21 protein-coding genes are annotated in these 18,712 nt (G+C 64.8%); 10 read left to right on the forward strand and 11 right to left on the reverse strand.

What is annotated here, in order from left to right; all coding sequences use genetic code 11:
* Nucleotides 1-3: 3 nt before the first annotated feature.
* Nucleotides 4-735, forward strand: a complete 732-nt coding sequence (locus ACK4OE_RS16510) for an SDR family NAD(P)-dependent oxidoreductase (protein WP_409886139.1) — start codon at nucleotides 4-6, stop codon at nucleotides 733-735.
* A 153-nt stretch (nucleotides 736-888) separates the two neighbouring features.
* Complete coding sequence (locus ACK4OE_RS16515; protein ID WP_409886141.1) at nucleotides 889-1,896, forward strand: Bug family tripartite tricarboxylate transporter substrate binding protein; 1,008 nt, start codon at nucleotides 889-891, stop codon at nucleotides 1,894-1,896.
* Between the two features lie 114 nt (nucleotides 1,897-2,010).
* Here ACK4OE_RS16515 and ACK4OE_RS16520 read toward each other — a convergent pair whose 3' ends face one another.
* From ACK4OE_RS16520 to ACK4OE_RS16555, 8 genes are all read right to left on the reverse strand, one after another.
* Nucleotides 2,011-2,439, reverse strand: a complete 429-nt coding sequence (locus tag ACK4OE_RS16520; RefSeq protein ID WP_409886143.1) for a surface-adhesin E family protein — start codon at nucleotides 2,437-2,439, stop codon at nucleotides 2,011-2,013.
* 99 nt (nucleotides 2,440-2,538) lie between these two features.
* On the reverse strand, nucleotides 2,539-2,994 hold the full coding sequence (locus tag ACK4OE_RS16525; RefSeq protein ID WP_409886145.1) for a PaaI family thioesterase: 456 nt from the start codon (nucleotides 2,992-2,994) through the stop codon (nucleotides 2,539-2,541).
* A complete protein-coding gene (locus ACK4OE_RS16530) occupies nucleotides 2,994-3,683 on the reverse strand; it encodes a transglutaminase-like domain-containing protein (RefSeq protein ID WP_409886147.1) in 690 nt (229 codons plus the stop codon). The genes ACK4OE_RS16525 and ACK4OE_RS16530 overlap by 1 nt, the downstream gene beginning before the upstream one ends.
* A gap of 94 nt (nucleotides 3,684-3,777) precedes the next feature.
* Complete coding sequence (locus ACK4OE_RS16535; RefSeq protein ID WP_409886149.1) at nucleotides 3,778-4,446, reverse strand: trimeric intracellular cation channel family protein; 669 nt, start codon at nucleotides 4,444-4,446, stop codon at nucleotides 3,778-3,780.
* Between the two features lie 102 nt (nucleotides 4,447-4,548).
* Entirely contained in the window at nucleotides 4,549-4,920 is a 372-nt protein-coding gene (locus tag ACK4OE_RS16540) for a hypothetical protein (protein ID WP_409886151.1), read from the reverse strand.
* A gap of 107 nt (nucleotides 4,921-5,027) precedes the next feature.
* A complete protein-coding gene (locus ACK4OE_RS16545) occupies nucleotides 5,028-5,765 on the reverse strand; it encodes a hypothetical protein (protein ID WP_409886152.1) in 738 nt (245 codons plus the stop codon).
* 24 nt (nucleotides 5,766-5,789) lie between these two features.
* Nucleotides 5,790-6,953 (reverse strand): PepSY-associated TM helix domain-containing protein, encoded by a 1,164-nt coding sequence (locus ACK4OE_RS16550; RefSeq protein ID WP_409886154.1) that lies wholly within the window; start codon nucleotides 6,951-6,953, stop codon nucleotides 5,790-5,792.
* Between the two features lie 30 nt (nucleotides 6,954-6,983).
* Nucleotides 6,984-9,161, reverse strand: coding sequence for a TonB-dependent siderophore receptor (locus ACK4OE_RS16555; RefSeq protein ID WP_409886156.1), 2,178 nt, complete (start codon nucleotides 9,159-9,161; stop codon nucleotides 6,984-6,986).
* A 577-nt stretch (nucleotides 9,162-9,738) separates the two neighbouring features.
* Between ACK4OE_RS16555 and ACK4OE_RS16560 the strand changes: the two genes are divergently transcribed.
* A complete protein-coding gene (locus ACK4OE_RS16560; RefSeq protein ID WP_409886158.1) occupies nucleotides 9,739-10,353 on the forward strand; it encodes a hypothetical protein in 615 nt (204 codons plus the stop codon).
* A gap of 200 nt (nucleotides 10,354-10,553) precedes the next feature.
* Here the strand turns inward: ACK4OE_RS16560 and kefC are convergent, their stop codons facing one another.
* Nucleotides 10,554-12,446 carry a glutathione-regulated potassium-efflux system protein KefC gene (gene kefC, locus ACK4OE_RS16565; protein ID WP_409886160.1) on the reverse strand — a complete coding sequence of 631 codons (1,893 nt, stop codon included), beginning with the start codon at nucleotides 12,444-12,446 and terminating at the stop codon, nucleotides 10,554-10,556.
* Between the two features lie 289 nt (nucleotides 12,447-12,735).
* On the opposite strand from kefC, the gene ACK4OE_RS16570 reads away from it, so the two are divergent.
* The 4 genes from ACK4OE_RS16570 to ACK4OE_RS16585 all read left to right on the forward strand — a co-directional run bounded on the left by ACK4OE_RS16570 (nucleotide 12,736) and on the right by ACK4OE_RS16585 (nucleotide 15,657).
* Nucleotides 12,736-13,374 (forward strand): LysE family translocator, encoded by a 639-nt coding sequence (locus tag ACK4OE_RS16570; protein ID WP_409886162.1) that lies wholly within the window; start codon nucleotides 12,736-12,738, stop codon nucleotides 13,372-13,374.
* A gap of 116 nt (nucleotides 13,375-13,490) precedes the next feature.
* On the forward strand, nucleotides 13,491-14,111 hold the full coding sequence (locus tag ACK4OE_RS16575; RefSeq protein ID WP_409886164.1) for an AAA family ATPase: 621 nt from the start codon (nucleotides 13,491-13,493) through the stop codon (nucleotides 14,109-14,111).
* A 108-nt stretch (nucleotides 14,112-14,219) separates the two neighbouring features.
* Nucleotides 14,220-14,684 carry a MaoC family dehydratase gene (locus ACK4OE_RS16580; protein WP_409886166.1) on the forward strand — a complete coding sequence of 155 codons (465 nt, stop codon included), beginning with the start codon at nucleotides 14,220-14,222 and terminating at the stop codon, nucleotides 14,682-14,684.
* Nucleotides 14,685-14,715: 31 nt separating this feature from the next.
* A complete protein-coding gene (locus ACK4OE_RS16585; RefSeq protein WP_409886167.1) occupies nucleotides 14,716-15,657 on the forward strand; it encodes a LysR family transcriptional regulator in 942 nt (313 codons plus the stop codon).
* Here ACK4OE_RS16585 and ACK4OE_RS16590 read toward each other — a convergent pair.
* Together ACK4OE_RS16590 and ACK4OE_RS16595 are read right to left on the reverse strand one after the other, a co-directional pair.
* Nucleotides 15,650-16,177: a tRNA (cytidine(34)-2'-O)-methyltransferase gene (locus tag ACK4OE_RS16590; protein ID WP_409886169.1), complete on the reverse strand. Its 528-nt coding sequence runs from the start codon at nucleotides 16,175-16,177 to the stop codon at nucleotides 15,650-15,652. The two genes, ACK4OE_RS16585 and ACK4OE_RS16590, sit on opposite strands and share 8 nt — an antisense overlap.
* 126 nt (nucleotides 16,178-16,303) lie before the next feature.
* Entirely contained in the window at nucleotides 16,304-17,026 is a 723-nt protein-coding gene (locus tag ACK4OE_RS16595; protein ID WP_409886171.1) for a phosphoribosyltransferase family protein, read from the reverse strand.
* Nucleotides 17,027-17,060: 34 nt separating this feature from the next.
* On the opposite strand from ACK4OE_RS16595, the gene ACK4OE_RS16600 reads away from it, so the two are divergent.
* Genes ACK4OE_RS16600 through ACK4OE_RS16610 form a run of 3 tightly spaced genes read left to right on the forward strand, consistent with a single transcriptional unit; the run spans nucleotide 17,061 to nucleotide 18,592 of the window.
* Entirely contained in the window at nucleotides 17,061-17,963 is a 903-nt protein-coding gene (locus tag ACK4OE_RS16600; RefSeq protein ID WP_409886173.1) for a biotin synthase, read from the forward strand.
* 22 nt (nucleotides 17,964-17,985) lie between these two features.
* Nucleotides 17,986-18,165: a hypothetical protein gene (locus tag ACK4OE_RS16605; RefSeq protein WP_409886179.1), complete on the forward strand. Its 180-nt coding sequence runs from the start codon at nucleotides 17,986-17,988 to the stop codon at nucleotides 18,163-18,165.
* On the forward strand, nucleotides 18,116-18,592 hold the full coding sequence (locus ACK4OE_RS16610; protein ID WP_409886175.1) for a DUF2244 domain-containing protein: 477 nt from the start codon (nucleotides 18,116-18,118) through the stop codon (nucleotides 18,590-18,592). Before ACK4OE_RS16605 ends, ACK4OE_RS16610 begins: the two co-directional genes overlap by 50 nt.
* Nucleotides 18,593-18,712 lie beyond the last annotated feature (120 nt).

The following is an 18,712-nucleotide window of genomic DNA, read 5'->3' on the forward strand; positions in this document are numbered from 1 at the left end:
GCGATGGACAAAAGCACTCCTGTCACGGTCGTCACCGGCGCCAGCAACGGCATTGGCAAAGCCATCGCCGAAGCCGTGCTGGCCCAAGGCCGCGCCGTGGTCAACCTCGACTACGTGCTGCCTAACTGGAGCCATCTTCAACTCACGTCGTACCAAGCTGACCTGACGAATGAAGAGTCCACGCGCACGCTGGCCGCCGAGATTGCCGCCAACCACAACGTGACGGCCCTGGTGAACAACGCAGGTGCCACGCGCCCCGGCACCATCGATACCGCTACCACGCAGCAGCTGGACGACGTGGTGGGCCTGCACCTGCGCGCGCCCATGCTGCTGGTGCAGGCCTTTTTGCCCACACTGCGCGCCAGCGGCCAGGGCCGCATCGTGAACATGTCGTCGCGCGCCGCGCTGGGCAAGGGCGAGCGCATCGTGTACTCCGCGACCAAGGCCGCAATGATCGGCATGACGCGCACGCTGGCCATGGAGCTGGGGCGCGACGGCATCACCGTCAACGCGATTGGCCCTGGGCCCATTGCCACCGAATTGTTCCGCCAGAGCAACCCTGATGGCGCGCCGCAGACCGAGCGCATCCTCCAAAGCATTGCCGTGGGCCGCATGGGCACCGCCGAAGACGTGGCCCGTGCCGCCCTGTTTTTCCTCTCGCCCGACAACGGTTTTGTAACCGGCCAGGTTCTGTACGTGTGCGGAGGCACCACGCTGGGAGTGGCGCCCGTCTAGAACCTGATCTGAAGACATCTTTCATCGCCCCCTGACCGGGGCACCTACCGATGTTCTCGCCCAGGCGTCCGCGCCCGGTTGAGGCCATGGCACGGCCAGCTTCTGGCGCGCCACCGCGATTTTTTCACCACCATCCTGAAGGAGACAAGCCTCATGAACCCGATCAACACCCTTGCACGCCGCCGCTTCACCCTCGGCGCCGTCGCCTCTGCCGCCATGCTGGGCGCAGGCATCATCGCCAGCCCCGCCGCCCTGGCGCAGGCCTTCCCCACCAAGCCCGTCACCATCGTCGTGCCGTTCGCTGCGGGCGGCACCACTGACATCCTGGCGCGCATCATCGGCCAGGCGCTGACCACCGAACTGGGCCAATCGGTCATCGTGGACAACCGCGCAGGCGCGGGCGGCAACATCGGGGGCTCGCTGGCGGCCAAGGCCCCGGCGGACGGCTACACGCTGTTCATGGGCACAGTGGGCACCCACGCCATCAACGCCAGCCTGTACAAGAAGATGCCGTTTGACCCAGTCAAGGACTTTGCCCCACTGACCCGCGTCGCCAATGTGCCCAACCTGCTGGTGGCCAACCCCGCCCAGCCGTTCAAGACGGTGCCCGAGCTGATTGCCTACGCCAAGGCCAACCCCGGCAAGCTCAACTTTGGTTCGTCGGGCAGCGGCAGCTCCATCCACCTGTCGGGCGAGCTGTTCAAGAGCCTGGCCAAGGTGGACATGGTGCACGTGCCCTACAAGGGCAGCGCCCCGGCGGTGACGGACCTGCTGGGCAACCAGATCGGCATCATGTTCGATAACATGCCCTCGGCCATCCAGCATGTGCGCAGCGGCAAACTGGTGCCCATTGCCGTGACCACCGCCAAGCGCTCGCCCGAGCTGCCGAACGTGCCGACCATCGCGGAAGCCGGTGTGGCGGGCTATGAAGCCACGTCGTGGTTCGGCATGTTCGCCCCCGCAGGCACGCCTGCACCCGTGCTGGCCAAGCTGAACACCGCGCTCGTCAAGGTGCTGAGCCAGGCCGATGTGAAGAAGAAAATCAATGACCAGGGCGCGGAAGCCATGAGCGAAACGCCCGCGCAGTTCGCCGCCTTCATCCAGGCCGAAAGCGTGAAGTGGGGCACGGTGGTGAAGGAGTCGGGTGCCAGCCTGGACTGATGGATACAGTCGGCGTGACGCTGCAAAAATAATAGCTGCTAGCGCCTGATGGATAAGCGCTAGCGGCCATTTTTGCTTGAAATAGGTGCAGATCAGACTTGCTGCATCGCGCCGTTAGCCAGAGAGCTTGCGCACCTTGCAGGCCGCCGTCACCATGCGCTGCGACCATTGGCTGGACATGTCCTTGAACAGCACCTCGGCCTCGCCTTCCTTGTACTGCTCTTTGGCGATCACCTCGCCCGCCCAGGTGGGCTGCGCGTAGTACGACAGCTGCAGATACCACGCCCGCCGCGCCGGGCAGTCCACCGCTACCTTCGCGTAATACGAGCGGTATTTTTGCCCCCCAAACGAAGTGCGTTCCCGGTCGCGCGATACCCGCAGGTCCAGCAGCACGCGCTGGTCCATGCCAATGGGCTCGGGCAGGATTTCGATCAGATTCTTGCTGGTCTCAAGCCGATCACCGGTCAATGTGAACCAGTCATCGGTCGCCGCCTGCTGGCCCCCTGCGGCGGCTGCAATGCATACAACAACGGCACAGAGCATTTGGACCTTCGGCGTTTAATGGGAGCGTGATTGGCCAGGGGCCGACACCGCATTATCCCCGCGCCGTGGCGTGCGGGTTGATGGGGCGCTGCAGTCTGCTCATTCCACCGCATCCTTGCGCGCCATCGGCCCGATCTTGAACACGCCGCTCACCCGCGCGCACGGCACGCTGTCGGCGGTGACCAGCCCTTGTGCAAACACCAGCGACCGGGTGATGCGCAGCGGCGCGGCCTCTCCCTCGACCCAGGCGCCTAGCGGGGCAGGGGCCAGGTAGTCGATCTGCAGGCTGATAGTGGGCAGAAAGCGGTCGGCCACCTGGTCGCTTTTGCGGTGCACCGACAGGGGCAACAGCATGTCGCAGAACGTGGCCATCATGCCGCCGTGCAGGTTGCCCATGGGGTTGGTGTGCCGCCGCTCCACGCGAAAGCCGAACTTCACCACATCGCCCTGGTGCAGCACATACAACGGGCCGTTGTGCTGGATGTAGGGGCCGCCCGCCTCCAGCGGCACAAAGCCTGCCGGGATGTGGGTGGTGGCATTGTTGGCGGCGTTCATCAGCGGGCTTCCTTTTCAATGTCATTGGCAAAACTGGCGTCTTGCAGGCTGCTGCGGGTGGTGTCGCCCTCCAGCCAGCCGCCGTACACCGCCTGAAAGTCGGCCACGATCTGCGCCAGCGGCAGGTCGTCGAACGTGCCGCGCTGGTGCACATACTCCATGTGGCGCTGGCCGCTCTTGTCGAACGGGTGGTAGATCGAATCGCTTGCGCCATCGAACTCCAGCGGCAGCAGGCCAAAGCGCTCGCACAGCTCGATGTTGAACGCGGGCGTGGCCTTGCGCCACTGGCCATCGAGCCAGATGTCGGTGTAACCGTGCCAGATGAAAAGGTCGGTCTTCATCGTCTCGCGCATGCGTTCGGTACTCAGATGATTTTTCACATCGGCAAACCCCATGCGCGCCGGGATGCCCGCCGCGCGGCACGCGGCCGTCAGCAAGGCCGCCTTGGGCACACACCAGCCGTAGCCGTTGGCCAGCACGGTGCTGGCCGTCATGCCGTGGGGCGAGAGGTCGATGCGGTACGGGTCGTAGCGAAAGCCGTCGCGCACGGCCAAGTACAGGGCCACGGCGCGCTCGCGGTCGGTGCTGCCTTGCGCGTGCTCGGCCGCGAAGGCCTGTACTGCAGTGGCGTCACTGTCGATGAACGCGGTGGCGGCCAGGGTGGAGGGGTGGGGTGCATCTGCTGTCATGTCACGGTGTCTCCTGCGTCTTGCTGGGGCCAGTGTGGCGGCGCATGCGGCCTGGGGCTGTCACGGTGGCGCCAGCGTGGCGCCTGTCAAGGTGTCACACCCGCCAAGCAGGCAACTCCCAGTTGCGCCACAGCGCCAGCCCGCGCAGCCCAGCCGTCAGCAGTACGCAGGCCACCAGCGGTGTCCAGTCGGGCGCCTGCAGGTGGCGCAGCGCCACGTCGGCCCAGCCGCCCGCAAACGCGCACAGCGCATAGGGGCGGTGGTCGCTGAAGGCCTGGGGGACCTCGTTGCACAGCACGTCGCGCAGCACGCCACCAAAGACACCGGTGGTCACGCCCATCATCACGCTGATGATGGGGGGCATGCCGATGGCGGTGGAGATGTCTACCCCCACAGCGGCGAAGAGGCCCAGGCCAATCGCGTCGGGCAGCAGCATGGCGCGCTCGGTGGGTTGAAAGTGCCGCTGGCGCATGAACAGCATGGCCGCAACGCACAGCGCCAAAATGCCCCAGACGAATTCGGTGTGCCGTATCCAGAAAAACGGGCGCTGGTCCAGCAGCAGATCGCGCAGCGTGCCGCCGCCAAAGGCCGCCACAAACGCCACCACACACACGCCCACAGCGTCGAGTCGTTTGCGCGCCGCCGCGATCACGCCGGACAGCGCAAATGCAATGGTGGCGGCCACCTCCAGAATGAAGCGCAGGGTGTGAATCCAGGGAGCGTTGGCGAGCGAGTCCATGCGCGCGATTGTGCCGTGGCGCATGGCTGGTGTAGGGATGTTACTATCAAAAAAATAGCTGCTAGCGCTTTACCATCAAGCGCTAGAGGCCATTTTGACCATAAATTGCCGCAGTGGTGTGCCCAGTCAATGTGCCGCGCCCAGCCGCAGCCCATGCACCACCAGCGTCACCACGCACACGCCGCCCCCCGCCCAGCCCACACGTTGCGCCCAGCGCAGGCTGGCCTGGGGCCACTGGTTCATGGCCAGCACCAGCAGCCAGCCCAGTCCCATCCACGCGGCCAGCACCAGCGCGATGCCTGCGGCCCACCCTGCCGCCACGATGGCGGTGGCCGTCTGCAGCAGCAAGGTGCCCACAGCCACGGCCCAGGCGCGCTGTCGAGCAGGGAGGCTGCTAGCGGCCCCGTCGCCCCAGGCGCGGGTGGGCGCGGCCTGGGCCCAGCGGGTCAGGGCCATCAATGAGGCCAGCGCTGCGGCGGCGCCCAGCAGCTCGTTCATGCGGTCTCCCGCTGCGTGTTGTGGGGGGGGTGCGTTGTGTGGGGGGCGCGGGGTGTGGGTTGGCGCGACAGCATGGTGCGGCGCAGGCGTTGCAGCAATGCCTGACCTCAGAACGCAGCCGCCGTGCACAACGCCGCTGCCACCGCCCACTGCGCCAAGCCTGCCTTGGCCGCCAACCCACCAAAGGCCAGCGCCGCCAGGGCCCATAGCAGCGCCGCCGTACGGGGCGCCCAGGCGCGCAGCGTGGCCGCGGGCAGGGCCACAAAAAAGGCCAGCAGCAAACCCAGCATGCCCGACGAGCGCGCAGGCTCGGTCGCCACGATATGGGCCAGGCGGAACGACTCCACCGCCAGCAGGCCGACCAGCCAGAACGGCAGATGCGCAGCGGCGGGTACCCACCGCCAGAGCGCTCTGCGGCGCGCAGGGTGCGGGGCGTGGGCAGGATCGGCGTGGTTGTCAGGGCCCTGCCGTGGTGTCTTGCGTCTGTTTGCCTGCACCCGGCCCGGCGCGATGAATGCCGCCACGCCCCCACACACCAGCCCCCACACCGCCATGCCCACCAGCATGGCGGGCGCCAATGCTGCACCCTGCGCCAGCCCCACACCCCCGGCGGCCATCAGCAACAGCCCAGCGCATGCTAGAGATACGCGCCACAGCGCCACCGTGCTCAGCGCCCAGGCGGCAAGGGCAGACATCAGCAGCCACACCCCTATCAAGACCCACATCGTCCACACCGGGCGCTGCGCCAACGTGGGCAGCCAGGCAGGACCCCACAGGTGCACCAGCACCGCCACCATCAGGGCTGCCGGTAGCGTGGCGTGCAGGGCGACGAAAAAGCGTTGCATACGAACGAAAGAAAATGGGTCGCGTCAGCGTGTTGCCACCGCAGTACCTGCTGTGGATGAGGGCTGGGCAGGCGTGGTCGCCTGCGATTCACGCTGCCGCTGGCGCCGGGCATCGAGCCAGATCAGCGTGCCCGATATCGACAAGAACGCGGGCGTCATGCCCAGAAAGAAATACAGCCACTTCAGCGCCAGTCCACCAAAGTCGCCAAAGTGCAGCGGCTCCATCAGCCCGTTGACCAGCGACCAGAAACCCGCCGTGCGCGGGTCGTGCACCTTGCGCGGCACGCCGGTGGCGGCATTGATGTCCACCCGCGCGGTGCTGGCCAGGTGCCCGTCGAGGTTGCCGGTGAAGCTTGCCTCTGCCGTGCTGGTGCCCCAGCGGCGCAGCGACACGTAGCGCGCCTCTAGCCCTGGCACGGCCTGCTGCGCGGTGGCATGCAGCGCATCCAGCGACTGCATGGGCACCAGTTCAGCGGCCTCGCCAGCGGCTTTACGCGTCGGCTTTGGGGTTGCCGCTGCGGTGCTGGTGGTCACATATTTGTAGCCCTGCTCAAACAGCGGCGCCAATCCCATCCACGCGCCCGTGGCCGCAATCAGGATGTGAAAACCCAGCCCCCAGATGCCCGCAGATTTGTGCAGGTCTGACATCACCACCCGGAAGCTGCGGCCCCAGCGCTGGGTGAACAGCTCGGCCAGGATCTTGCGGTGGATGACGATGCCCGTAGCAATCAACACCAGCATGGCCGCGCCCAGGAACCCCACGATCCAGCGCGGGCCGAAGAACAGAAACACATGCAGAGAGCGCAGGTACTGGCCCAGCTGGCTGTCCACCGGCCCCACCACAGCGCCCGTGTCTGACCGCAAAGCCACCTTGGTGCGGGTGTTGGCCGGGCCCCCGCGCTCGCGCACAAAAGCGAAGTAGCTGGGGTTGACGGCATCGGGCAGAGCGATGGTCTCTACCGTGGCGCCGGGGTAGCGCGTTTGCAGCTGCACCATCACCGCATCCAGCGATGCAGGATTTTCGGAGCGCGGCAGTTGGGCCAGCGACGGGTTGGCCCACAGGTCGATCTCGTTCTTGAACACCACCACCGCGCCCGAGAAGCACACGATGAACATCAGCAGCCCCGTGACGATGCCCGCCCACGAGTGCAGGGTGAACAGGCGATTGAGCGTGCGCTGGCTGGTCATGGCATGCGGGCGGCAGGGTGGCGCGGTGCGTCAGAAGAAGTACGTCACGCCCAGGCTGAAGTTGCGTGGCAGCGAGGGCGACACCACGTTGGCGTTGATCGCGCCGTCGTAATACGCCTTGTCGAACAGGTTCTTCACACCGGCCGTCACGCGGTAGTTCTCGCCCGCGTAGCTGATCGACGCATCGGCCACAAAGTAAGACGGCAGCGTGAACGGGTAGGAGCCGATCTGCTCGCTCACATACCGCCCGCCCAGGCCCAGGGTGACGCGCTGGTACTGCGGCAGCTTGTAGGTGGCCCAGGCCGTGAGCGTGTGGCGAGGCGTGAGGTTGAGCGGCAGGCCCACGATGGCAGCGTTGTTGTCGCGTGTGACCTTGGTCTGCGTGTAGGTGTAGGCGCTGGTCAGCTTCCAGCCGTTTTTTAGGTCTGCGCCCAGTTCCAGCTCCAGCCCGCGTGCGCGCTGCTCGCCGGTCTGCACGCTGAAGCCCGTGTTCACCAGGTCGGCGGTGGTCACGTTCTGGCGCACCAGGTCAAACACGGCGAGGGCGCCGGTGACCTGGCCGCCGGGCGCTTCGTACTTCACGCCCGCCTCCCATTGCTTGCCGGTTTCGGGCGCAAAGGACGATCCCGCAAACGTCAGGCCTGACTGGGGCAGGAACGACTCGCCGTAGCTCCCGTATGCGGCCCAGCCCGGCTTGAACTCGTACACCAGCCCGGCGGACAGCGTGGTGGCGTTGTCCTTCTGGCGCGTTTGCGTCTTGGCTACGCGGTTGTCGGTGTCGGTGGTGGACCAGTCGCGGCGCAGGCCCACCAGGGCCGTCCAGCCCTGGCTAAACTTGATCTGGTCTTGCGCATACAGGCCCGCCACCGTCAGCTTGGCCGGTGCATCGGCGGTCAGCGCTTCGGGGCAGGTTGCCTGCATGCCATAGACGGGTGCAAACAGGTCCAGCGCGCCAATGCGGCAGGTGCGGCTGGCCAGCAGGCTGGTGCCGCTGCGCACATCCAGACCCGTCACCAACTGGTGTTTGACGCCCAGCGCTTCAAAGCGCGACAGCAGCGAGGTGTCGGTGGCCAGCAGGTCGTAGTCCATGTACTGGCGCGACGCGCTGCGGTTCTGCAGCCGCTGGTTGGCCTGCAGTGCCTGGTTGGAGACGAAATTGCCCGTGCCCTTTTCGGTCTCGTAGCGCACGTTCTGGCGGAAGGTCATGGCGTCGGACATCTTGTGCTCCAGCGCATAGCCCACCGTGGTGCTCTCCACGTCGTACACGCCAAAACTCGGGTCACCCGTGAACATCGTGCGGGACAGCGTGCCGTTGCGGTTGGGCAGCAGCGTGCCGTAGGGCGTGATGCCCTGCTGGCGCATCCACTCGCTCTGGCTGTAGGTGGCGAACAGCACCAGGTCGGTCTGCGCGCCCAGGTCGATCGACAGCGACGGCGCAAACCAGCGGTCCTTGCGGTAGACGAACTGCGTGGGGTCGTCCACGTCGGAGACATGCGCATTGATGCGCAACGCCGTCTTGCCCGATTCGGACAGCGGCCGGTTGATGTCGGCCTGCAGCGTGCGCTGGCCGAAGCTGCCCACCTCCACGCCCACTTCACTCAGCGCCTCTTTCTTGGGCCGCTTGCTCACCGCGTTGACGATGCCGCCTGGCTGCACTTGGCCATACAGCACCGACGCCGAGCCCTTGAGCACCTCAAACCGCTCGTAGCCATAGGGCTGCAGCTTGGCCCACATGCCCGGGCTCTGCACCAGGCCATCGACCAGGATGGATTCGGTGGAGCGAAAGCCCCGGATGTTCAGGTCGTCAAACCCCCGCCGCCCAAAGTTGACCGGGCTCACCCCCGCCACGGTCTGCAGCGCCTGCTGCACATTGGTGATCTGCCGCGACTCCATCTGCTCACGCGTGACCACGCTCACCGACTGCGGGGTTTCCAGCCGGCGCATGGGCGCTTTGCCAGCGGTCTGCGCCTCGACGGGGGCAAAGCCCATGTCCTTTTCGGAGCTGGCGTTGATGCGGACTTCCTGGAGCTGGGGGGCGGTCGCGCTGGTGTCTGCTGCGCCCGGGTCAGCGGCCGGTGCGCCGGTTTGCTGCGCCATGGCGGCGTGCGCGAGGCACAGGGCCAGTGGGGTCAGGGCGAAGAGGGTGGCCTGGCGGGCCGATGGGCGTTGCGAACAAGCAAACGCCGCACGCGAGGGCTGAGAAGACATGGGAGTCCCGATGAAGAGAAAGGCAGACAAACGCTGAAGGCGCTGGCTCGCGTGACTTTTCGGGACGCTGGCTGGCAATGCTCAATTGTATTGAGAATTGTTATCGTTTGTTGGGATGGCGTTGGACATACCGCGACTTGACAGTCACAAACAATTTCAGGACCGGTGTCCAGCACACCCGACGTGCGGCTTTGCGCCGCTCTGTCCCTAGCTTTGAGGATGATCGCCGCTAAAGAAGCACTTTCAGTTCATGAGCATGCGCCAACAGCGCGGTGAATGCCATCGTCTTTTTCTTGCGGGCTCGCATCCGGCCGTCATCCGCCATGGCGCTGAGCTGTCGCGCAGCGTTGTCCAAAGGGCGGTTTCTGCTGTCCGACGCTAAGGAAAAAATGCTCTTCGCTGGGGATTTCCAACATTTCCAAACGGTAAGCTCGCCGCTCTGCCACCGCTCCAGCAATGCGCGCGGCCTTGGCGAGAATCACTCCATCTGCCTACTCAAACTATGAAAAATCGATTTCTACTGCCTTTGGTTTTCACGCTCGTTACTGTTCTGAGCGGATGCGCCACTCGGACAAACATGGCTTTCCAGGACGACGCTGAGCGAGTTACCGAAAAGAGCAAACCCGTTTTTCTCCTCACCGCCACCATCAAAAATACCTACCGGACCTCCCATCAGCCAAAGCTACTGGTGGTTCACGTGGAGAAGCCAGGGGCAAAAGAAGCGGCCGACCGCCTGAATTTCACAATGGACGAAAAAGCCAGGAATGAAACAGGTTCGGCGGAGGCTGGGAACAGTTATCTGTTGAGGTTGGCACTTGATCCCGGCCCATATGAAATCCGGGGACTCACGAGTTTGGCGAGTTCGTTCCCCATCAACGCTATGTTTTTTGCACCAATGCATTCCCACCTGGAAGTCAGCGGCAACGGTGTGTTCTATCTTGGGCACATCGCGGCGACGGTTCGTGAACGCCAGGGCAACGAATTCAAAGCTGGGCCGTCGATCCCTTTAATTGACCAAGCCGTTGCCGGCGCTTCCGGTGGCACATTCGACATCGCCATCACCGACAGGCTTGAGGTCGACGAGCCAGCCTTCCGCGCGAAGTTTCCTGCACTGGCAGGTGTCCCAATCAAGAAGGCGATTCTCCCGGCATTTGACCGAGCGAAGGCTCAGCAATGGTGGGAGCTGCACTGAAGCGTAGGACGACAGCGCGGCCATTTTCCAGAACGCTGCGGAGCGATGTCATAAGCTTCTGACTGGTGTCTGGGGTGCTGGTAGCGCCAGCAGCACTTCATGGTGTCTCATGGCAAGCGCACTTTTACACCGCGAGATTCTCGGGTTTGCTATCGACTGAATAGCTTCCAGCGCATGACAGGTAAGCGTTAGAGCCCGTTTTAATTCGTATCCGGGGTGGTCACGGCCTTGTTGCCACCATCCTCGCCCTCCGTGCCCCCATACCCCGGATACGCGTCATCTGCCCCGTCCAGCGCCGCGCTCTCCTGCCGCTCCCGCGCCATCTGCTCCGCAAACTGGTTGCGCCCTTCTCGCGCCACAGCAATGAACTTGGCACGGTCTTTGTGGTGCGGGTACATGCGGTCGGCTAGGGCGCTGTTGTGGGTGCGAAAGCGCTGGGTGATCGCGGTGGCTTCGGCGGGTGGCAAGCCCATCAGCTCCAGCACGGTGTGCGCGCTTTGCAGGCTGGACTCGAACAGCTCGCGCTGGACCAGCGTTACGCCGATGTCGCGCAGCTTGTTCCAGTGCGTGATGTCGCGCGCGCGGGCCACGATCTGCAGGTGGGGGAAGTGTTCGCGGGCCAGCTTGGCGATCTTGAGCGACTGCTCGGCGTCGTCCACCGCCACTACGAGGATGCGGGCGTGTTCGGCGCCCGCAATGCGCAGCAGGTCAAGTCGCGTCGCGTCGCCATAGAACACGCGGTAGCCAAAGGTGCGCGCCACTTCCAGCATGTCCACGCTGTGGTCGAGCACCGTGGTGCGCAGGCCCTGGGCCAGTAGAACGCGCGAGACGATCTGCCCGTAGCGGCCAAAGCCCGCGATGATGACTGGAGCCTCTTGCGGCTCTGAAATCTCCTCGGTCGTCGGCGCTTTGACCTTGGCATAGCGGCGCAGCAGCACGCGGTCGAGCAGCACCAGCAGCAGCGGGCTGATCAGCATCGACAGCGCCACGGCGCCGATGAGCAGCGAGGCCGTTTCGGCCGGGAACACGCTGGCACCCGCTGCGGCCTGGAACACCACAAAAGCAAACTCGCCGCCCTGGGCCAGCAGCAGGGTGAAGACGGGGCGCTCTTGATAAGGAATGCCGACCACCTTGGCGAGTGCGTAGATGACGATGGCCTTGGCCGCCAGGAACCCGACCAGGATTGCCGCCATGAGCCCTGGCGAGCGCAGGATCACGCCGAAGTCGATGCTCATGCCCACGGCGATGAAGAAGAGGCCGAGCAGCAGGCCCTTGAAGGGCTCGATGTCAGCCTCCAGCTCGCGGCGGTATTCGCTGTCGGCCAGCAGCACTCCGGCCAGAAAGGCGCCCAGCGCCATCGACAGCCCCACCATCACCATCAGGTAGGCAATGCCCACCACCAGCAGCAGTGCGGCGGCGGTGAAGATCTCGGGGGTGTTGCTCCGGGCGATCCAGCGCAGCACGGGGCGCAGCAGCAGGCGCCCGCCGAGGATGATGGCGCCGATCACGCCCACGATCTTGAGGGCCTCCAGCGCCACATCGCCTGCCGAATGGCCCGCGCCCGCCGCAGCGGCAGCGCCCAGTAGCGGCAGCATGGCTAGGATGGGAATGGCCGCCACGTCTTGGAACAGCAGGATGGAGAAGCCCGCCTGTCCGCTTTGCGTGCGCATGAGGTTGCGCTCGGCCAGCGACTGCAGCGCAATCGCCGTGGACGACAGCGCCAGGCCCAGCGCTCCCACCAGGCTCACACGCCAGGGCAGCCCGGCCAGTGCGCCCAGCGCAAACAGCACGGCTGCGCAGCCCAGCACCTGCGCGCTGCCCATGCCAAAAATCGGGCGGCGCATTGCCCACAGGCGGCTCGGTTGCAGCTCCAACCCCACCAGGAACAGCATCAGCACCACACCAAATTCGGCAAAGTGCAGGATGTCCTGCACGTTGCTGACCAGCCCCAGGCCCCATGGCCCGATGGCAATGCCCGCCGCCAGGTAGCCAATGATGGCGCCCAGGCCCAACGCTTTGGCAATGGGCACGGCCAGCACGGCGGCCGTGAGGTACAGAAAGCCGTAGGTGAGCCAGGTGGGGGCGTGTTCCATAGAGGGCAGTGCGGGCCGTGGTGGGTGAGCGAGGTCAGTGGGACGCGGACGGCGGGCGGCGCGAGGCGAGAGTGTGGATTCTGGCACCGGCACAGCACACCGGGTGGGGTGGCGGCGGGTCGAGTTGGGTTGCTTCTTTTTTTATAGCTGCCAGCGCTTTTCAGTCAAGCGCTGGAGGCCATTTTGACTCATGTTTTGGTTGCGTCGCCGGGGCGTTGATAAGATGCGTGCCCCTCTTCTCCCTCTTCCCCAGCGCTTTCTCTTCTTCTTCCCTCACCGGCACTGATTCATGGACTTGCAGACTTGGTTGGCTTTTTTTGCGGCGTCGTGCCTGATTGCGGTGTCGCCAGGTTCGGGCGCGGTGTTGTCGATGAGCCATGGGCTGTCGTACGGCGTGCGCAAGACGGGGGCCACCATCCTTGGCCTGCAACTTGGCCTGTTGCTGATCTTGTTGATTGCCGGCGCGGGCGTGGGCTCGCTGCTGCTGGCGTCCGAGGTGGCTTTCAGCATCGTCAAGGTGCTGGGCGCCTGTTATCTGATCTATGTAGGTTTCGCGCAGTGGCGCGCCGGAGACAAATCCCCCGTGCAGGGCGAAGAGGCAGAGTCGGCAGGCACCTGGCAAAAGCGCTGCTTCACCGGTTTTTTGACCAACGCCACCAACCCCAAGGGCATCATCTTCATGGTGGCTGTGTTGCCCCAGTTCATGACCGACACACGCTCGCTGTGGACGCAGCTGGCGGTAATGGCCGCCACCACCGTCGCGGTGGACGTGGTGGTGATGCACGGCTACGCTGCGGGGGCCAGCGCGCTGCGGCGCCTCATGCGCAGCGCGCGTGCGGTGCGTACGCAGAACCGGGTGTTTGGCGGGTTGCTGATGGCGGTGGGCGCAGGGCTGTTTTTTGTCAAGCGCGGCGGGCAGCACACCTGATCTGATCGTGGTTTGATACTGCTTTGAATTTGATAGCTGCTAGCGCTTTATAGATAAGCGCTAGAGGCCAATTTGGCTTGTATTTTCATGGACGTGCAGATTCCAAGGAGGTTGCCATGCCAGTAGTTGTTGTCGCCAATCCAAAGGGCGGTGTAGGCAAGTCCACGCTGTCCACCAACATCGCGGGTTACTACGCCAGCCAGGGGCACCCCGTGATCCTGGGCGACACCGACCGACAGGAGTCCGCCCGGCTCTGGCTGGGGCTGCGCCCGCCCGCTGCCCGCCCCATTGGCGCGTGGGACGGCATCAGCTCGGACGTGATCAGCCGCCCGCCCAAGGGCACCACGCATGCGGTGCTGGACACGCCCGCCGGGCTGCACGGCTGGCGCCTGAACGATGTGCTCAAGCTCGCTGACAAGATCATCGTGCCGTTGCAGCCCAGCGTGTTCGACATCTTTGCCACGCGCAGCTTTCTGGACCAGCTGGCCGAGCACCGCCGCGCCGAAGGTGTGCAGATCGGCATCGTCGGCATGCGCGTGGACGCGCGCACCAAGGCCGCCGAGCAGCTGCACCATTTTGTGGACAGCCTGGGCTTCCCGGTGCTGGGCTACCTGCGCGACACGCAGAACTACATTCACCTGGCGGCGCACGGCCTTACGCTGTTTGACGTGGCGCCGGGCCGTGTGGCGCGCGACCTGGAGCAGTGGCAAGGGATATGTGCTTGGCTGAATGCGTGACGAACAAAAAGGTTGATGTGAAGGACACCGTGACGCTGCAGAACCCAAGGGAAAACACCTGTCACCCGGCAGACAAGGCGCGCAAAGTTGCGGGGCTACATTGCGACGATGAAAATCTTCCGCTCTTATTCCGAAGTCAGCGCCTGTGTGGGTCAGGAGGTCGCCGTGACCGACTGGATCACCATCACGCAGGAACAGGTCAACCTGTTCGCCCAGGCCACGGGCGACCACCAGTGGATCCATGTGGACCCCGAGCGTGCCAAGGCCGGGCCGTTTGGCGCGCCGATTGCGCATGGTTTTCTCACGCTGTCACTGATTCCGCGGTTCTTCGAGACGGGCCTGACCATCGAGGGTGCACGCATGGGCGTGAACTACGGCCTGAACAAGGTGCGCTTTACGGCGCCGGTGCCTGTGGGCAGCCGCTTGCGTGCGCGCCTTACGCTGCAGGCCGCCGAACCCGTGGCACCCGATGGCATGCAGATGACCTGGCTGGTGACGGTGGAGCGCGAGGGCAGCGACAAGCCGGTGTGCGTGGCCGAATCACTGTCAAGAAATTTCGGGGCACCGGCCTGAGCCTGGCTGCCGCTGGGCAGGGGGTCTGAGCATGGACCGCCTGCAAGCCATGAAAATCTTCGAGCGCGTGGTGGAGGAGGGCGGCTTTGCCGCCGCCGCCCGTGCCATGGATATGTCGCCCCCCGTGGTCACCCGCATGGTGGCCGAGCTGGAGCAGCACCTGGGCACGCGGCTGCTGCAGCGCACCACCCGCAAGCTGGCGCTGACCGATGCGGGCGACGCCTATCTGCAGCGGGTGCGCGCCATCCTGCACGAGATTGATGATGCGGAGGCCGCCGCTGCTGCGAGCACGCGCGACCTGCGCGGCACCATCCGCATCGTGACGGCGCCCGTGCTGGCGACCAATTTTCTGGCGCCAATGTTGTCCGTCTGGCACACGCGCCACCCCAAGGTCATGCTGGACGTGAACCTGGATGCGTACGCCTCCAGCCGCGTAGACGAGTTTGATGTAACGATCATGGTGGCGGGCGAAGACTTTGACGCCAACATCGTGGCCCGCCCCTTGCTGCAAGGCGAGGCAATTGTGGTGGCAGCGCCCAGTTATCTGGAGCGACGGGGCATTCCGCGTGCGCCGCAAGACTTGGCAAAACACGACCACTTGCGCGACGCCAGCGCCCCGGTGCGTGCGCAGGCGGGAACTGGGCGCAAGTTGCGCCTGCAGTCACTGCTGCCGGGCGTGCTCGACGAGGAGGTGGATGCGCCCCCGGTGTTGCAGTCCGTGAGCACTGAACTGCTGATGCGTGCGGCTGTGGACGGCATGGGGGTGGTGGTCACGTCGCGCCTGCTGGCCGAAGACCACCTTGCGCGCGGCGAGCTGGTGCACATTCTGCCCAGCTGGATATTTTCTCGTTACACGGTTTATGCGGCTTTGCCGTCGGGGCGCATGCTGCCAGCGCGCACCAAGGTGTTTCTGGACTTTTTGACCGAGCAGGTGCCCATTGCGATGGCGCAGCAGCGCGCCCAGCTCAGCTGAGCTTGGCAAACCCGCTGATGAGGGTGCCTTCGGGCTCCACGACCACTTCCCCGTCGGGCATGGCAAAGCTGTTTTGCCGCCATGCCTCAAACACCGTCACCGCCACGGCGTTGGACAGGTTGAGGCTGCGCTGGCCCTCCACCATCGGCAGGCGCAGGCGTTGTGCGGGAGGGAAGCTGTCGCGCAACTCGGGCGGCAGGCCGCGTGTCTCGGCGCCAAACACCATCCAGTCACCGGGCAGAAAGCAGGTGGAATGCACGGGCTGCGAGCCATGGGTGGTCATGGCAAACATGCGCGCCGGGTCGGGCTGGGCATCGCGCAAAAAGGCGGTCCAACCTGCATGGCGCTGCACTTTGGCGTACTCGTGGTAATCAAGCCCTGCGCGGCGCATCTGCCGGTCCTCCATCGAGAAACCCAGGGGTTCGATAAGGTGCAGGGTGCAACCCGTGTTGGCCGCCAGCCGAATCACGTTGCCGGTGTTCGGTGGGATCTCGGGTTCGACGAGGACGATGTGAAACATGTCCGCTATTGTCATCGCCTGAACTGTGAGTTGGGCAACCGCTCGTAAACAAAAGTATCCCGCTGGGGGCGCCTCTCTGGCCCGGCTCCGCCCGGACGGGTGGCTTTATGGGGGCCATTTGCCAGGCTATTCGAGCCCGGTGCGCGCCAATACGATGGCGGTGATGTGGGCCACCCCGGCCTGGCGCAGCGGCTGCGCAGCCGCCTCCAGCGTGGCGCCGGTTGTCATCACATCGTCTACCAGCACCACCCGCTGACCGCGCAGCGCCGCTGCGTGCAAGGGTTCCACCGCAAAGGCGCCTCGCAGGTTGCGCAACCGCTGCGCGCGGGGCAGGGCGCTTTGGGTCTCGGTGGCATGCAGGCGCAGCAGCGTGCGGGTGTGGGTTTTGGCGCCTGCAAGGTGCTGGGACAGCAGGGCCGACTGGTTGAATCCCCGCTCACGCAGACGCTCGGTGGACAACGGCACGGGCACGACGATGTCTGCTGCTTCCAGGGCGGGCTCTACCCATGGTGTGCTGCGCAGCAAAGTGCCCAGTGTGTCGGTCCAGCCCGGGTCGCCGCGGAACTTGAATTCGGCCAGCGCATCGGCCCAGGGGTAGGCGTAGTCCACCGCAGCTACGCAAGCGTCCAGCGTGGGCGGGTTGCGCAGACAGGCGCCGCACACCGCAACCCCGGCGGGCACCCGCAGCGCGCAGCGCTCGCACCGGGTGGTGGGTTGCGCAAACCGCGCCACGCACGCACTGCACACGCGCTGCGCGGGCCAGGCGTGGCACACCGCGCACTGGCTGGGCACGCGCGCTGCAATGGCATGCAGTTGTCGCGAAAACCTTGGCAAAGCCTTGAAGAGCATGAGTCAATATACTCGCGCGGTCTTCCTGATTGCTATGTCTTCCGAGCGCCCCCCCACCATTGATCCCGTCGCTGCCGCGCGCTGGCAGGCGGGCGCCCCTGCGCTTTCTCCCTGGCTGCATGAAGAAGTGGCCCGCCGCATGGAAGATCGCCTGCAGTGGATTCGCGAGGCGCCACAGGCCTGGTGCCACTGGGATATGGTGCGTGGCGGGCTGCAAGGCCATGCGCTGGTAAGTGCTCGCTACCCCAAGGCGCGCAGCCAGATCTACGAGTCCGCAATCCATTGCGAGGCGGTAGCACAACAGGCCCTGGCCAAACCCTGGTGGAGCCCCGCCCGCTGGAGCGCCGCCAGCTCACAGTTTGGGTTGCCGGCGGATGCCAGTGTGCAGATGCTGTGGGCCAATATGGCGCTGCACACGGCCGCAGACCCGCAAGCGCTGATCACGCAGTGGCACCGCGCGCTGGGTGTGGACGGATACCTGATGTTCTCGTGTCTGGGCCCTGACACGCTGCGCGAGTTGCATGCCGTGTATACCGCCCTGGGTTGGCCTGCGGCGGGGCATGCCTTTACCGACATGCACGACTGGGGCGACATGCTGGTGCATGCCGGGTTTGCCGAACCCGTCATGGATATGGAGCGCATCACCCTGACCTTTGCCACACCCGAGCGGCTGGTGCAGGAGCTGCGCGAGCTGGGTTGCAATTTGCACCCTGATCGCTTTCCCTCATTGCGCGGACGGCGCTGGCGCGACAAGCTCTACGACATGTTATGGGATCGGCTGGCGGACCCGGGCAACGCAGGTCAGTTGGCACTGACTTTCGAGATCATTTATGGGCATGCTTTCAAGCCCGCACCGCGGGTGCGCGTCAGTGCCAGCAGTGCGGTTTCGCTGCAGGACATGCGCAGCATGCTGCGTAAAAACGGCAAAGAGAGCTAACCTGTAACCTCCTGTCAATGACATGGAACAAGGCACGCTACAATTCAAGGTTATTGAGATTACGGGCATCTTCCCGCGCAAATTTGCAGGCTGCGCCTGTCACGCCAAGCGCATGACACACAGTGCAGTCAGCAGTCTTGTGAGCACTTCTGGTGACGGGCTTGGTTTTTCGTTTTGCCACGGTGTCGGGTCAACGCATTGACTGGCGTCTTGTCCGCAATTGCTCGGTAACTCCGGCGCAATTGGGGTGGATGTATTTGTCACTGTGCGTGGTGTCTCTGGGTATCGCGACATTCTTCTGGGTGCTGGGTGCCCGCTTGGTCATGCCGTTTGCATGGCTCGAAATAGTGGCTGTAGGTATTGCATTCGCCATGTACGGTCGCCATGCGGCGGATGGCGAGAGGATTTCGCTGCAGGGCTCACGCCTCGTGGTGGAACTGGAGACGGCAGGCAAGCTGGAGCGCGCCGAGTTTGACCGGAGCTGGGTTCGAGTCGAGCCCAAGACCGGAGACCGTTCGCTGATCACGCTGTCTGCACAGGGCCGTTCGGTAGAGGTGGGGCGCTATGTGCGCCCTGAACTTCGACCGGCTCTGGCATCGGAGATCCGCATGGCCTTGCGCGCAGTCTGACCCCACGCAGACGCGCGAAAGGGATTGGTTAAATTGAGGCTTAGAAGTAAGTGAGAACTATGAAGAGCATTTCCAACAAGCTGGCTTCTCTGCTGCTGATTGCCGGTGCATGGGTGGGCT

Source organism: Acidovorax sp., assembly GCF_046314175.1.
Classification (GTDB): domain Bacteria; phylum Pseudomonadota; class Gammaproteobacteria; order Burkholderiales; family Burkholderiaceae_C; genus Acidovorax.